This window comes from Flavobacterium sp. 120 (assembly GCF_003633605.1).
GTDB lineage: Bacteria > Bacteroidota > Bacteroidia > Flavobacteriales > Flavobacteriaceae > Flavobacterium > Flavobacterium algoritolerans.
Genome location: NZ_RBKZ01000001.1, coordinates 2,762,445 through 2,776,284, shown reverse-complemented (window position 1 = coordinate 2,776,284; position 13,840 = coordinate 2,762,445). Strand labels below are relative to the sequence as shown.

13 protein-coding genes are annotated in these 13,840 nt (G+C 35.7%); 6 read left to right on the top strand and 7 right to left on the bottom strand.

Annotated elements, in window-relative coordinates:
- Position 1 precedes the first annotated feature (1 nt).
- Positions 2 to 622, top strand: coding sequence for a DUF4230 domain-containing protein (locus tag C8C87_RS11820; RefSeq protein WP_099714497.1), 621 nt, complete (start codon positions 2 to 4; stop codon positions 620 to 622).
- 58 nt (positions 623 to 680) lie between these two features.
- Here the strand turns inward: C8C87_RS11820 and C8C87_RS11815 are convergent, their stop codons facing one another.
- The 6 genes from C8C87_RS11815 to C8C87_RS15810 form a co-directional block, all read right to left on the bottom strand.
- Complete coding sequence (locus C8C87_RS11815) at positions 681 to 2,438, bottom strand: aromatic amino acid hydroxylase (RefSeq protein WP_121342742.1); 1,758 nt, start codon at positions 2,436 to 2,438, stop codon at positions 681 to 683.
- Positions 2,439 to 2,661: 223 nt separating this feature from the next.
- Positions 2,662 to 3,795 (bottom strand): esterase-like activity of phytase family protein, encoded by a 1,134-nt coding sequence (locus tag C8C87_RS11810; RefSeq protein WP_121342741.1) that lies wholly within the window; start codon positions 3,793 to 3,795, stop codon positions 2,662 to 2,664.
- Between the two features lie 63 nt (positions 3,796 to 3,858).
- Positions 3,859 to 4,260, bottom strand: a complete 402-nt coding sequence (locus C8C87_RS11805) for a group III truncated hemoglobin (protein ID WP_121342740.1) — start codon at positions 4,258 to 4,260, stop codon at positions 3,859 to 3,861.
- Between the two features lie 60 nt (positions 4,261 to 4,320).
- Complete coding sequence (locus C8C87_RS11800; protein ID WP_121342739.1) at positions 4,321 to 4,857, bottom strand: DUF4136 domain-containing protein; 537 nt, start codon at positions 4,855 to 4,857, stop codon at positions 4,321 to 4,323.
- A 49-nt stretch (positions 4,858 to 4,906) separates the two neighbouring features.
- Positions 4,907 to 6,889 carry a urocanate hydratase gene (locus C8C87_RS11795; protein WP_121342738.1) on the bottom strand — a complete coding sequence of 661 codons (1,983 nt, stop codon included), beginning with the start codon at positions 6,887 to 6,889 and terminating at the stop codon, positions 4,907 to 4,909.
- 215 nt (positions 6,890 to 7,104) lie between these two features.
- Entirely contained in the window at positions 7,105 to 7,281 is a 177-nt protein-coding gene (locus C8C87_RS15810; RefSeq protein WP_158589746.1) for a DUF5522 domain-containing protein, read from the bottom strand.
- Positions 7,282 to 7,404: 123 nt separating this feature from the next.
- On the opposite strand from C8C87_RS15810, the gene C8C87_RS11790 reads away from it, so the two are divergent.
- The 5 genes from C8C87_RS11790 to hemL all read left to right on the top strand — a co-directional run bounded on the left by C8C87_RS11790 (position 7,405) and on the right by hemL (position 13,224).
- On the top strand, positions 7,405 to 7,746 hold the full coding sequence (locus C8C87_RS11790; protein WP_121342737.1) for a hypothetical protein: 342 nt from the start codon (positions 7,405 to 7,407) through the stop codon (positions 7,744 to 7,746).
- Between the two features lie 439 nt (positions 7,747 to 8,185).
- Positions 8,186 to 10,021 (top strand): T9SS type A sorting domain-containing protein, encoded by a 1,836-nt coding sequence (locus tag C8C87_RS11785; RefSeq protein WP_121342736.1) that lies wholly within the window; start codon positions 8,186 to 8,188, stop codon positions 10,019 to 10,021.
- An 86-nt stretch (positions 10,022 to 10,107) separates the two neighbouring features.
- Positions 10,108 to 11,004, top strand: a complete 897-nt coding sequence (locus tag C8C87_RS11780) for a 1-aminocyclopropane-1-carboxylate deaminase/D-cysteine desulfhydrase (RefSeq protein WP_121342735.1) — start codon at positions 10,108 to 10,110, stop codon at positions 11,002 to 11,004.
- Positions 10,997 to 11,905: a glucosaminidase domain-containing protein gene (locus C8C87_RS11775; protein WP_121342734.1), complete on the top strand. Its 909-nt coding sequence runs from the start codon at positions 10,997 to 10,999 to the stop codon at positions 11,903 to 11,905. The genes C8C87_RS11780 and C8C87_RS11775 overlap by 8 nt, the downstream gene beginning before the upstream one ends.
- A 32-nt stretch (positions 11,906 to 11,937) precedes the next feature.
- Positions 11,938 to 13,224, top strand: a complete 1,287-nt coding sequence (hemL, locus tag C8C87_RS11770; protein WP_121342733.1) for a glutamate-1-semialdehyde 2,1-aminomutase — start codon at positions 11,938 to 11,940, stop codon at positions 13,222 to 13,224.
- 66 nt (positions 13,225 to 13,290) lie between these two features.
- Here the strand turns inward: hemL and C8C87_RS11765 are convergent, their stop codons facing one another.
- Entirely contained in the window at positions 13,291 to 13,752 is a 462-nt protein-coding gene (locus C8C87_RS11765) for a hypothetical protein (protein WP_121342732.1), read from the bottom strand.
- Between the last annotated feature and the right edge of the window lie 88 nt (positions 13,753 to 13,840).

Below are 13,840 nucleotides of genomic sequence, written 5' to 3'. Positions count from 1 at the left end.
TATGCTTAGAAGAATACTTATTGGAATAGGAGTTATTGTTGGAATATTTTTATTGTTCAAATTCTGTGATTTTAAGAAAAACGATGATGAAGATATCACTTACAACACGAATCTCATTCAGCAACAAATTCTAAACGTTGGAAAATTGGTCGTTACTGAAGGTCATTTTTCGGAAGTTATCACCTATAAAAATCAGCAAAAATATTTGTTAGACATGCTTTCTTTCGAGAAAAAAGCCTTGGTTGTCGTCAATGCCGATGTGACTGTAGCGTATGATTTGCACAAAATGAAATACGATATCGATGAAAAGAATAAAACCATCACAATTGTAAGTATTCCAAAAGAGGAAATAAAAATAAGTCCTGATATTCAGTTTTATGATGTAGAACAAAGTAAATTGAATCCGTTTACGGGAGATGATTACAATAAAATCAACAAATCGGTAAAAGCGAATCTGGCGAAGAAAATAGAAAAATCATCGTTGAAAACAAATGCTCAAAATCGCTTGATAAGCGAATTATCTAAAATATTGATTCTGACCAATACCATGGGGTGGAAATTGCAATACGAAGGAAAGGTTATCGAAAGCGAGAAAGATTTTGGGCAAAAAATAAAATTATAATTAAAAAAAGAACCGCAGATTAACCCATTTAATAATTTGCGAATCTGCGGTTCCTTTTTTAAGCTTTCTCTTTATCGAAAATCAAGTCCAAACCACCAGCAATCAAATGGGCTACTTCGGGTCTTTTTACTTTCAATTGATCAAGATAAACCATTATTTCCTGTAGCAATTGAGGTTCGTTTCGGTCCTTCAAAAGCTCTGCAATTTCAACAGCTAACAACCAGTCGTTTGGATGATTGGTGTGTAATTTATCAAAAATTGGTACTAAAGAAGTTTCTGTATCCTTTGTTTCTCTTATGTTTCGAATCGTTTGGTATAAAACCTCTAAATCATCGCGTTCCGCCGTATGTTTCGCTTTGATGGTTTTGCTTGTTGGAACATGCGAAATCAAATCAAAACTATTCACATCGGCGGGACCTGAAAATGCTGAAATCACTTTTTTACCTACAGCCATATCGTAAATTCCCCATTCCGGCTGGAACAAAATAGTTTCTCCGTGTGTCACGGTACAATTCTTTAAACTGATTAGAATAATCTCTCCGTGTAAGTTTCTGGATCCGGTAATAATTTCCCCTTTTACGGTGATATCACCTTCAAATTCTAAGGTTACAGTTTTACTTTCAGTGATAGAATAAGCACTTAAATCTCTTGGACTCATGTCTTCAATCGCTAGATTTATACCTTTAAGTTTTCCAATAGGACTTCCAAAACCTTCGGCATGTTTTATTGTGCCATGACCTACTAATTCTTTTTCACGGTATGATAATGCTGTTTTTCCGGTTGTTTGGATATAAACGGGTTTTCCTTCTTCTTCAATAACATTGGTAAAAACGCCCGAAATCTGAATTCCGGTACTCAATTCAATTGTTCCTAAAGCATTGGAATGAATCAGTTTATTAATTCCGGATAATCCTCCGGTACGCAACGCCATTTTATTAGCAAACTCTTCCAAAACCAGGCTTAAATAAGCAAAATCTGGAGTAACGTAAAGTTGCGGCTGCAGTTTTGTAATATCAAAACTCTGGTTCGCTGCTGATATATCGTAAGGTATTTTCTTCACATTATCCGTCATGCACCACGCACTTTCTCCTATGGACGAAAGCAGTCCGGCACCGTAAATTTTTGGATTATCGATAGTTCCAATCAAACCATATTCCACAGTCCACCAATGCAGGTTTCTAATTTGCGCCATTTCTGATAATTCACCCATATTATTCTGCAAATCTTCCACTGCTTTTTCAGCAGCATCAATATCGGCTTGCGGTGTATCTTCAGCTTCTTTCAAGATTGAAAGCAGTCTGATAGCTTCATACATTTGGTAATCTTTATGCGAAGAAATCGCTTTACAGCCTATTTCCCCAAAACGACGCAGGTATTCCGCATATTCGGGATTGGCAATAATGGGCGCATGACCGGCACCTTCGTGAATAATATCCGGCGCGGGCGTGTATTCTATATGTTCGAGTTGGCGAATGTCAGAAGCAATTACAAGCACATTATACGCCTGAAATTCCATAAAAGCATTCGGCGGAATAAATCCATCCACGGCCACTGCAGCCCAACCTATTTCGGTCAAAATACGGTTCATGCCATACATGCTCGGAATATTGTCAATTTCGATTCCCGTTTTTTTCAAGCCTTCCAAGTAGGAACTATGCGCCACTTTTGATAAGTAATCTACATTTTTGCGCATCACATAACGCCAAACCGCTTGATTTATGGGCGTATAATCGCTATAATCCTGAGGCTTAATGAATTGTTTTAAGTGCTTTGGCAATCGGTCTAATAACGGATTGCTTTCTATAGTTGAGTTCATATCGAAAACGTTGTAGTTCTACTGCAAAAGTACGAATTTCAGGAGCTATTTCCCGCTTTTCATTGCAAGTTTTTGCAAACCCGTTTGTTTTTCTACGGTTCCCGCAGGAGCTTCCTTTGGTCGCTCTGCAGCAACAAGAAAAACCAAAACGGCTTTCGCAAAAAGCTTTTCATTTCACTCGGGGCTAGGGGAGTTGGGGATTGACAGCTTTTTTTTGGATTTACTACTTCACCAACTCAAACACCAAAACCTGTGTTTTTTGTTTATCTGAAAAATTATTATCCGAAATAAAAATGATGGATGGATTGCCATTTTTTAGTTTTGGACCAAAAGTAAGCCCTTCGATATTATCAATAAAAATTCCCAAATCATCCATATTTAGAATCAGTTTTTTAGAAGCTAATTCCAATTTTTGATTTTGTAGGGAAGGGTGATTTTTAACGTCAGTTGCCTTTTTCAAGTCGCACAAAAATACTTTTATCGTGCAAGCTTGCGTTCCGGTCGAGTAGGAGCGTTCCACAACCAGCAATTGGTTTTTACCATAATACTGAATTGCCGAAACGCCATTCACGCCAAAAGCGCCTTTCGGATTGGGTTCACGTGCAATAGGTTCCAGTTGGTATCCGTATTGAGCGGTGTTTACTTTTGTTTTGGCATCAAATTGATAGAATCTAATAAAACCTCCTTTGCTGGTATTGGCTTGGTCGCCATCTTCAAATAAAGGTTCTTCAATATTGGTGTAAATATTTTTGTAATTAAAATCGAATGTAATTCCTTCTAAAGTTCCATTATTTCTCGGGCCTTTTTCTAGCTTTTGCATTTTTAAATTTTCCGGTAAGGTAACATTGCCTAGAAAATCACCTTTTAAATCCATAAAATTCAACGAAGGATTTTGTAAAACTTCTTTACCTGCAGTTAGCACTCGTGCACCTTCGCTGCTCCAAATCAAAGTATTCGTTTTTGGATTGAATCGGATATCTTCGGGATCTGCTGAGGTAGTTGGTGTGGTGTTCCAATCGCCGTATACTTTTCCGGTTTCATTTTTTAAAGTGCTGACACTTTGGAAATCGATACCTTCTACTTTATTTTCGAGCAAACGAATTTTTGCAGTATAAAATCTAGAATCGTTAAACATCGATTTGTCATCACATATCAAATAATACAAATCATTTTTTGCATCATAATCAATTCCGGATAAACCGCCCACTTTTGTATTCTGAAACGTTTCCTCAAATGGAATTTCAATGGAACTGACCAGTTTTAAACTTGGAGTTGTTTTGTTTTCAACAGTTTGTTTTAAATTGGAACAAGAAAGAAGAAAAGCGGGTAAAACGACAAGAAATAATAATTTGCGCATAAAAAAATGTATTGCTGTTTGCAAAAAGAATCTGATTTTTGGATTAAAAACCCACTTTAAAAACTATGAATTGTTCGTTTGATTTTTTTCAAGATTACGGAAGTAGTCAATTTTGTAATGGAACATTTCAGCCATATTTTTAGCACGTAGTTTCGCTTCTTCAGCTAATGGACCTGTAAATAAACTATCGGTAGTTGCTGTGAAAATTTCCATCCAGCGGTCAAAATGTTCTTTGGCAACCGGTAATTGTTTGTGTGGTGGAAATGGACTTCCGGAATAAGAATGGACTTCAAGCAAAATAGTTTGCCAAAAGCGATACATTTTTTCCAGATGTTCCGGCCAGCGGTTACCTATTTTCTCGTTGAATATGGGACCAATAAATTCGTCTTTTTGAACTTTAGAATAAAAAGTATCAACCAGTAATTTGATATCTTCGAATGTGGTAATGTCGTTAAATTGTGCCATGATTGGGTATAAAAAAAGCCTACGCAAAGGTAGGCTTTTATGTTGAAATGTAATCGTAAACTATTTTGCTTTCGGTGGAAATTGCTCTAAAATTTTTGCGACAAATTCATTGATTTGTTTTTCTTTTTCAGTGCGGTTTTCAGTCAGATAACCAACACCCTCGCCTTGCCAAACCAATTCTTTTTTCTTGGCATCAATTAAATCAATATACAATGTTCCTTCGGTTGAAGAGGAAACATAAGTGCTTCGACCTCCCCATAAATAAGGATTCCATCCGTAACCCCATCCATATCCCCAACCGGCATTGTATTGGTTTACGTCTATTCGTTCTCTTTCTTTGGTAAGAATATTAATCAGCAAATCTGGATTTTCACTTTTGGTCATCCCTTTTTTGCTTAATTCTCGGTCTATGGCATTAAGGATTCTTTTTTTATCCAATTCTGAAATTTCAACTCGATCGATGCCTTTCTTATGGAAAGCATACGTTTTATATTGACTAAAATTTATGTTATTATCATAATCGGAATACACTCTTACGGAACTGCAAGATGCAGCTACAAAAAGTAGGAGTACTGGAAGGAGTTTAATTGCTTTCATGGGTTAGTTATTTGATTACTATATGTTTACTAAAGTTACGTTCAAATTTTTAAAAATCCAACAAATTGTCGGCTACTATATTAGGGATGGTTACTTTCAATAAAGGTTGCGTCTCCATTGCTCTTTTTATTGCAAATAATGCTCCGTCATTTCTAGCCCAGCTTCTTCTGGAAATTCCATTGTTGACATCCCAGAAAAGCATTGATTCTAAACGTCTTGAAGCTTCTTTAGATCCATCAAGAACCATACCAAATCCACCGTTTATTACCTCGCCCCAGCCTACGCCACCGCCATTGTGAATGGATACCCAAGTAGCACCTCGAAAGCTGTCTCCAATGACATTTTGTATCGCCATATCAGCTGTAAATCTTGAGCCGTCATAAATATTTGAAGTTTCTCTGTATGGAGAATCAGTACCGGAAACATCATGGTGATCCCTGCCTAAAACTACAGTTCCTATTTCGCCTTTGGCAATAGCCTGATTAAAGGCTGCTGCAATTTTAACACGACCTTCAGCATCAGCATACAAGATTCTTGCTTGGGAACCTACGACTAATTTATTTTCTTGTGCGCCTTTTATCCAATGAATATTATCCTGCATTTGTTGCTGAATTTCTTCGGGAGCTGTTTTTGCCATTTCTTCCAAAACCTGACAAGCAATTAAATCTGTTTGGGCTAAATCTTCTGGTTTTCCCGAAGCGCAAACCCATCGGAAAGGACCAAAACCATAATCAAAACACATTGGTCCCATAATATCCTGTACGTAACTCGGATACCTGAAATCGATATGATTTTCTGCCATAACATCAGCACCGGCACGGGAAGCTTCCAGTAAAAAAGCATTTCCATAATCAAAGAAATAGGTTCCTCTAGCTGTGTGTTTATTAATTGCCGTGGTATGTCTGCGTAATGTTTCCTGAACTTTTGTTTTAAATAAATCAGGATTATTAGCCATCATTTCATTGGCTTCTTCAAAGGAAAGATCAGCTGGATAATAGCCGCCCGCCCAAGGATTATGTAAGGAAGTTTGATCGGATCCTAAATCGATATGGATATTTTCTTTATCAAATTTTTCCCAAACGTCAACTACATTTCCAAGATACCCGATAGAAACAACTTCTTTATTGGCCTGCGCCAAAGCGACTCTTTTTACGAGTTCATCCACGTTTTCTATCACTTCATTGATCCATCCTTGACTGTGACGAATGTGTGTTATTTTTGGGTTTACTTCGGCACAAACGGTGATGCAACCGGCAATATTTCCGGCCTTTGGTTGAGCGCCAGACATTCCGCCCAAACCAGAAGTGACGAATAAACCGCCTTTTGGACTGCGTTTTATTTTACGAAAACCATTCAAAACCGTTATGGTTGTTCCGTGTACGATTCCCTGCGGACCAATGTACATGTAGCTTCCTGCCGTCATTTGCCCGTATTGAGAAACGCCTAATGCATTCATTTTTTCCCAATCGTCCGGTTTAGAATAATTAGGAATTACCATTCCGTTAGTCACGACAACTCGCGGAGCTTCTTTATGGGACGGGAACAATCCCATTGGATGACCGGAATACATGGTCAGCGTTTGTTCCTCTGTCATTTCAGACAAATATTGCATTGTCAATAGATATTGTGCCCAGTTTTGAAAAACGGCTCCATTCCCACCGTAAGTAATCAACTCATGTGGATGTTGTGCTACGGCATAATCCAAATTGTTTTGAATCATCAGCATAATTGCTTTGGCCTGCTCACATTTTCCTGGATATTCAGCAATAGGTCTTGCGTACATTTTATAATCTGGACGTAAACGGTACATATATATACGACCATAGGTTTCCAGTTCTTCTGAAAATTCTTTGATTAATTCTGCGTGATGTTGCGGTTCAAAATAACGTAAGGCATTGCGAAGTGCCAATTTTTTTTCTTCAACCGAAAGGATTTCTTTACGCTTTGGAGCGTGATTGATGTCAATTTCGTATGGTTTTGGTTTTGGTAAAACCGATGGAATTCCTTGTTGTATTTGTTCTTGAAAAGTCATTTTTAGCTGTTGATTCGTTAATTTTTTTGTGTTGATTCGTTTAAGAAGCTTAAACTTTGTGTAAAAAAATGAAACAACTAAGGATAACGAATATCCGACCTGTGGTAGGATTTGTGAATTTTGATTCTATATTTCTGTGAACAAATATCCATTTTATTTGATGTTTTTTAAAACTGACGTTTTCTTATTTTGTTGATTTGGATTCTAAAATGCGGTTACTTTTTATTGGTTCCTGTTTTTTTATCAAAACCATAGGGACAATGGCGGCAGCCACTTTTACAGCAATAACCACGTTTTAAATGGTATTTTTCAGTAAAGCATTTATAGCCCTCGGGTGTATAATAGAAATCTTCCCCTTCTATCAATTTATTTTCATTACTTTGGTCAATCATGTTTGGGATTATTCTATTGTAAAATTTATTTGGATTACTAATTCATTAAAATCAACTCAAACGATTGAGATTTTCATTAAATAGAACCCTTTTATCATTACAAATTTATAAATTTTATAGCGAATGTTTCTGATTGTTGCTAAATATTTAATTCCTAAAGGATATCGTGGATTGGCTGTATTTCCTTTTGTATTTGTAAAATATGGAATGGATAAAGGAAATAGAATTTTTGTCAATCACGAGAAAATTCATCTTCGCCAACAATTAGAATTATTAATACTTCCCTTTTTTATTTGGTATCTGATAGAATATTGTGTTCGATTGATTCAGTATAAAAATGCAAATCTGGCTTACAGAAACATTAGTTTTGAAAGAGAAGCTTATACGAATGAATCAAATTTTGAATACCTAAAAAACAGACCTTCTTTTCGATTCTTAAAATATTTAGACATAAAAAAGGAATAGTCTTTCGAGAATCATTTGGTTACATTCGATTGTATTTTATCGCTTTTTGTTTGTTGAGTTAAAACAAATCTACAGTATTAACTTACAGGGTTTTAAAGATTTTTTTATTTAAAATCCTTAAATGGTTAATCCCTATTGTTTTATTTTTAATTGTAAGAAATTATATATTTTAAATTAAAAAAGATGTATTTAATCGATTATTTGTACTTTTTATCGGTGTTTATGCTGATTCCTATTCTATTTTTTTTGTAACTTTAAATAAAAATAACTCAAAACAGCTTTTATTAGCTGAAATCCTTGATTTAGGAATGTGTTTTTAGACCTTTTTAAGGCTAAAGTAGATTTCATTTTTTAAAAATTAAAAGGACATTATTTCAAGTGCAATGTCTTAATAAAAAATATAATTTATTTCATACAAATTAATTTAAAATGTTGGCTTATGGACTCAAAATTACTTAAACGAACACTGTTGATTGTTACCGGATTATTTTTACAGAACAGTGTAAATGCCCAGATGTATGTAAGTCCTAACAGTTATGTTTTTGCAAATAACCAAGTAGTTTTTGTGAAACAGGAACTGGAGTTAAATGCTGCCAGCAGTAATTTCTATTTAAGGACAGATGCTCAGTTGGTTCAAGGTGCTACATCAGGAAGTGCTAATAAAGGACTTGGAAGCTTGTCTGTTTTTCAAGAAGGAACAACAAACAATTATCAATTCGATTATTGGTGTTCTCCAGTTGGTGGCAGTAATGCAATTGCGGGAAATTCTGCTTTTGGAATCACGCAACTAAAAAATATTGTAGATGTGACAAATAGTACCAACTCAACTCCTTTGGCAATGAATAATTACGATGGAACTGCCAGTCCATTTGCAATTGCACCCTATTGGATTTTTAAGTTAACGGCTTCATCCAATTATTCAGATTGGAATCAGGTAGGAGTAACTTCGAATATAAATGCAGGAGAAGGATTTACGATGAAAGGGAGTTCAGGGACTAATTTAACAACTGTAAATGGAGTTCAAAACAATCCTGGAGGAAAACAGCGTTACGATTTTAGAGGAAAACCAAATGATGGGACTATTTCTGTTCCAGTAGCATTTGAGCAATTTACATTGACAGGAAATCCTTATCCATCAGCGATAGATTTGTCTGCTTTTTTAATTGAACAAACAAATTGCACCGGAATTGCTTATTTCTGGGAACAGGATAAAACAGTTGATTCCCATTTTATTGCCGATTATAAAGGTGGATATGGTGCTTTTTCTCCCGGTACTATTGGTAGTAGTGGGATTTACGTGCCAGCTACTTTTTATTCCTACGATGGTTCTGGAAATGAAGGATCGGCTTCTGGAACAGGAGGGAATTATGAAAGACGTTTTTCTCCTATTGGACAAGGTTTCATGATTGACGGCTTGGTTAACGGAACAGTAGAGATGAAAAATAGCTACAGGGTTTTTGTTAAAGAAGGCGCATCGAATTTTTCTGAATTTGAAAGAAATATAAATTCAAATAAAACAAAGACTACTTCGACTTATATGGCTGATATTCCATCAGTATCCGGGTTTGATTACAAAACCGTAAGTGTTTTACCAACACCTCAAATCCGATTTAATACCTTATTGAACAATCAAGGAGTTCGTCAAATTGTTCTGGCATTTGTTCCAGGTGCTACTGATGGAGTTGATCGTGCGATGGATGCAATATCTTCCAGTGATGATTGTCCGGCAGATATTTATTTTGTGATAGATAACGATGAATATCTTATCAACGCAGTGAATTTTGATATGGATAAAAAGATTCCAATTGGTTTTAAAAATACAAATCAAGCTAATTTTAAGATTACAGTAAAGGGAATGTTGAATTTTACTGGGACCAATGCCGTTTATTTGCACGATAAAACAACCGATTTATACCACGACATCAAAAACGATTTCTATGATTTGACATTGCCGGCAGGAGTAAACAACACACAGTTTGAAATTACTTTTAAAAACAATGTTGCTTTAGGAGTTGACGAAACAGCTCGCCAAAGTTTTGTGGTTTATCAAAATAACACAACTAAGAATTTAACCATTAGTAATCCATTATTACTGGATCTTGCTACTTGCAATTTGTATGATGTAGCCGGAAAATTAATTTTTAATAAAAAAGATTTAGGATCGAATTCGTCTTATACCTTTTCTACTTCGGGACTTAGTGATGGAATTTATATCGTTAAAATAGCAACTAAAGATAAAATTGAAGTTGGTCAAAAAATAATTATCAGAAGATAAGAGTCAACATAAATGAAAAAAATGCAATCTGTAAGGGTTGCATTTTTATTAGATATAATTTTACCTTTGTGCCAAAATCACTTTCCTTGAATCAACAGGTAACATCTCCGTTTCTAAACTCTATTTCAGTAGCCATCAAACGGGAGGATTTGATTCACCCTTTTGTTTCCGGAAATAAATTCAGAAAGCTGAAATACAATTTGCTGCAAGCGAAAACGGAGCATTTTGAAACGCTACTTACTTTTGGAGGTGCTTTTTCAAATCATATCGCAGCAGTAGCTTTTGCAGGAAAAGAAAAAGGATTTAAAACCATAGGAATTATTCGTGGGGATGAATTAGGGAGTAAAATAGCAGAGAATCCCACATTGGCATTTGCTCAAAATTGCGGAATGCAACTGGAATTTATTTCAAGAGAAGAGTACCGCTTAAAAAGCGAGGCTTCATTTTTAGAGAAATTAAAACAGCAATTTGGCGATTTTTATCTAATACCTGAAGGAGGAACAAATGCTTTAGCCATCAAAGGGTGTCAAGAGATTCTAACTCCGGAAGATGCTGAATTTGATTATATTTGTTGCTCAATAGGAACTGGCGGTACCATTTCTGGAATTATTAACAGTGCTTTACCACACCAAAAAGTTTTAGGATTTCCTGCTTTAAAAGGTGATTTTTTGAAAGAGGAAATTCGTAATTTTGTCCAAAATGAAAATTGGGACTTAATTACGGAGTATCATTTTGGGGGTTACGGGAAAGTAAATGAGGCCTTAATCGGATTCATTAATCAGTTTTACATGGAAAATCAAATTCCCTTGGACCCCGTTTATACGGGAAAGATGGTTTTTGGCGTTATAGATTTAATTCAAAAAAACTATTTTCCTGCCGAATCAAAAATTTTACTAATTCATACAGGTGGAATTCAGGGAATTCAAGGAATGAATATGAAATTAAGAAACAAACAATTACCAACAATCGATATCAATGTTTAAAAAAATCCTACTGCTTCTTACCATAATTACTTTGATAGGTTGTAATGCCGCAAAACCTGTTATTGTAACAAAGAAAGCTCCCATAAAACCAAAACCAGAGGTAGTACGCACGATAAAAAAGCCAGCTTCGTCAAGTCCGGCCACTACAAGACCAACAGTTGCAAAACCTATAAAAAAAGAACAAGGTAATCGAGAAACAGAAGTAATTGTTTCAACTTCAAAAACAGTGGTTACTAATGATGTTATCGTATCTTATATTTCTAAATTTAAAGAAATTGCGATGGGAAACATGAAAAATTATGGGATTCCCGCAAGTATTATTTTGGCTCAGGGGATTTTAGAATCGGGTGCAGGAAGAGGTGATTTAGCAATAAGTGCCAATAATCATTTTGGAATAAAATGTCACGTAGGATGGACAGGAGAAAGCGTTAAGCATGACGATGATTCTGACCAGGAGTGCTTTAGAAAATATGACAATCCTTCAGAATCCTTCAAAGATCACGCGTTATTTTTGACAGGAAGAAGCAGGTATTCCAAGCTGTTTGAATTCTCAAAAGGCGATTATAAAGCTTGGGCAAAAGGGCTAAGAGCTGCAGGTTATGCTACAGATCCAAAATATCCGGATAAGTTGATTTCTTATATTGAGCGCTACAATTTGCATCAATATGACAATCAGGTTTTAGATGTAAATTATGTGTCTAATGAAAAACAAATGGTTGAGGAATTAACGATTGAATCGAGAAATACAATCAATCAAGACTTATTTTCATACGTTGTTCAAAAAGGGGATACGCTGTATTCCATTTCAAAAAAATTCGATTTAAAGGTTGATGATTTAAAACAAAAAAATAATCTTTCTGACAATACACTTTCTATTGGACAGAGGTTGATGGTAAAATAATTGAAAAAATAACTATAATTCATAATTCATAAATGTTGTATAAAAGAAGCAGTCAGCTTTTTGCTGAAGCAGAAAAAGTAATTCCAGGAGGTGTAAATTCGCCAGTAAGAGCTTTTAAAGCGGTGGGTGGAACTCCAATTTTTGTCAAAAGTGCCAAAGGTGCTTATTTGTACGATGAAGATGGAAACCGTTTGATTGACTATATCAATTCTTGGGGACCAATGATTTTAGGACACGCCTACGAACCTGTAGTGCAAGCCGTGATTGAGAAAGCGAAGTTAGGAACCTCATTTGGCATGCCAACAGAATTGGAAACTCAAATTGCAGCTTTGGCTGTTTCCATGGTTCCAAATATCGATAAAATTAGATTTGTAAATTCAGGTACCGAAGCCTGTATGAGTGCTGTAAGATTGGCTCGCGGATTTACCAAAAGAGATAAAATAATAAAATTTGCAGGTTGTTATCACGGTCATTCGGATTCGTTTTTAATCCAAGCCGGAAGTGGAGCAATTACTTTTGGTTCGCCAAACAGTCCTGGAGTTACAGCTGGAACAGCCAAAGATACTTTGCTTGCAAAATACAATGACTTAGAAAATGTAGCGACTTTAATTGAAGCCAATAAAAATGAAATTGCAGCTATAATCGTAGAACCTGTTGCGGGGAATATGGGTTGTATTCCGCCAAATAAAGGCTTTTTGGAAGGCTTGCGCCAATTGTGTACCGATAATGGAATTCTATTGATTTTTGATGAGGTTATGACTGGTTTCAGACTCGCTAGAGGTGGTGTTCAGGAATTATTCAATATAACGGCTGATATTGTTTGCTTCGGGAAAGTAATCGGCGGAGGATTGCCTGTTGGTGCTTTTGCTGCCCGCGAAGAAATTATGAATTATCTGGCTCCGTTAGGTCCCGTTTATCAGGCAGGAACATTGTCTGGAAATCCGTTGGCAATGGCGGCTGGATTGGCAATGTTGCAGGCTTTAGATACGGATCGTGCTATTTTTCAAAGATTAGAAGAGAAAACAGCGTATTTGGCTGCAGGAATTGATAAAGTGTTGAAAGCAAATAACGTTACATTTACAATTAACAGTATTGGATCGATGATTTCGGTTCATTTTGATGCTGCTCCGGTTGTTGATTTTCAAACCGCTGCAAACGGCGATAACGAGACGTTCAAGAAATTCTTTCACGGATTATTGCAAGAAGGAATTTATATTGCGCCCTCGGCATATGAAACGTGGTTTATTACCGATGCATTAACGTATGAGGATTTAGATTTTACCATTCGAGCCATAGATAAAGTTTCGAAAACATTTTAATAATAAAAAAGCCCCTGAATAGGGGCTTTTTTTATGAAATAAGATGAAGTATTTCAAGTGAACGGATTATTTTTTATCACCCGTTTCTGCTGGTTTTCTGTCTTTATGGTGCATCATTCTTTTTTTCATTCCGTGATGTCTTTTCGATTTCATGTCATCCCATTTTTTATATTGTTCTGGAGTAAGAATTTTTTTCACTCTTTCTTTCATAACAATTTGCTCGTCTAACATTTTACTTTTTTTAGCAAAAATTTCGTCTGAAGTAAGTTTTTTGACTGAATCTTTAGTTGCTTTTCGTTCCGCCATTTTAGCTTCTCTTTTGGCACTTTGTTCCGCAATGATTTTACTCATTTCTTTTTGTTGTGAAGCATTTAAATCTAATTCCAAAGTCATCTTTTTCAAGTGCAATTGGTTTCTTTGCTCAGGAGTCATTTGCTCCATTTTGGCTCTCTCTGGTCTTGCTTTTTTTTCTTGTGCAAAGCTTGTCATTCCGACAACTAATAATGCAGCGATAAATAATTTTTTCATATGTATTGTTTTAAGTTTTATGCATATAGGACGAGGATAGGTTAGAAAAGTTTAATCGTTAACAAAAGTTTATCGTTTGATTTTCTGA

Bases quoted from the DNA above. Each gene is read 5' to 3' on its own strand.
- C8C87_RS11820 (WP_099714497.1), top strand. From the start codon at position 2: ATGCTTAGAAGAATACTTATTGGAATAGGAGTTATTGTTGGAATATTT.
- C8C87_RS11815 (WP_121342742.1), bottom strand. From the start codon at position 2,438: ATGAACTCAACTATAGAAAGCAATCCGTTATTAGACCGATTGCCAAAG.
- C8C87_RS11810 (WP_121342741.1), bottom strand. From the start codon at position 3,795: ATGCGCAAATTATTATTTCTTGTCGTTTTACCCGCTTTTCTTCTTTCT.
- C8C87_RS11805 (WP_121342740.1), bottom strand. From the start codon at position 4,260: ATGGCACAATTTAACGACATTACCACATTCGAAGATATCAAATTACTG.
- C8C87_RS11800 (WP_121342739.1), bottom strand. From the start codon at position 4,857: ATGAAAGCAATTAAACTCCTTCCAGTACTCCTACTTTTTGTAGCTGCA.
- C8C87_RS11795 (WP_121342738.1), bottom strand. From the start codon at position 6,889: ATGACTTTTCAAGAACAAATACAACAAGGAATTCCATCGGTTTTACCA.
- C8C87_RS15810 (WP_158589746.1), bottom strand. From the start codon at position 7,281: ATGATTGACCAAAGTAATGAAAATAAATTGATAGAAGGGGAAGATTTC.
- C8C87_RS11790 (WP_121342737.1), top strand. From the start codon at position 7,405: ATGTTTCTGATTGTTGCTAAATATTTAATTCCTAAAGGATATCGTGGA.
- C8C87_RS11785 (WP_121342736.1), top strand. From the start codon at position 8,186: ATGGACTCAAAATTACTTAAACGAACACTGTTGATTGTTACCGGATTA.
- C8C87_RS11775 (WP_121342734.1), top strand. From the start codon at position 10,997: ATGTTTAAAAAAATCCTACTGCTTCTTACCATAATTACTTTGATAGGT.
- hemL (WP_121342733.1), top strand. From the start codon at position 11,938: ATGTTGTATAAAAGAAGCAGTCAGCTTTTTGCTGAAGCAGAAAAAGTA.
- C8C87_RS11765 (WP_121342732.1), bottom strand. From the start codon at position 13,752: ATGAAAAAATTATTTATCGCTGCATTATTAGTTGTCGGAATGACAAGC.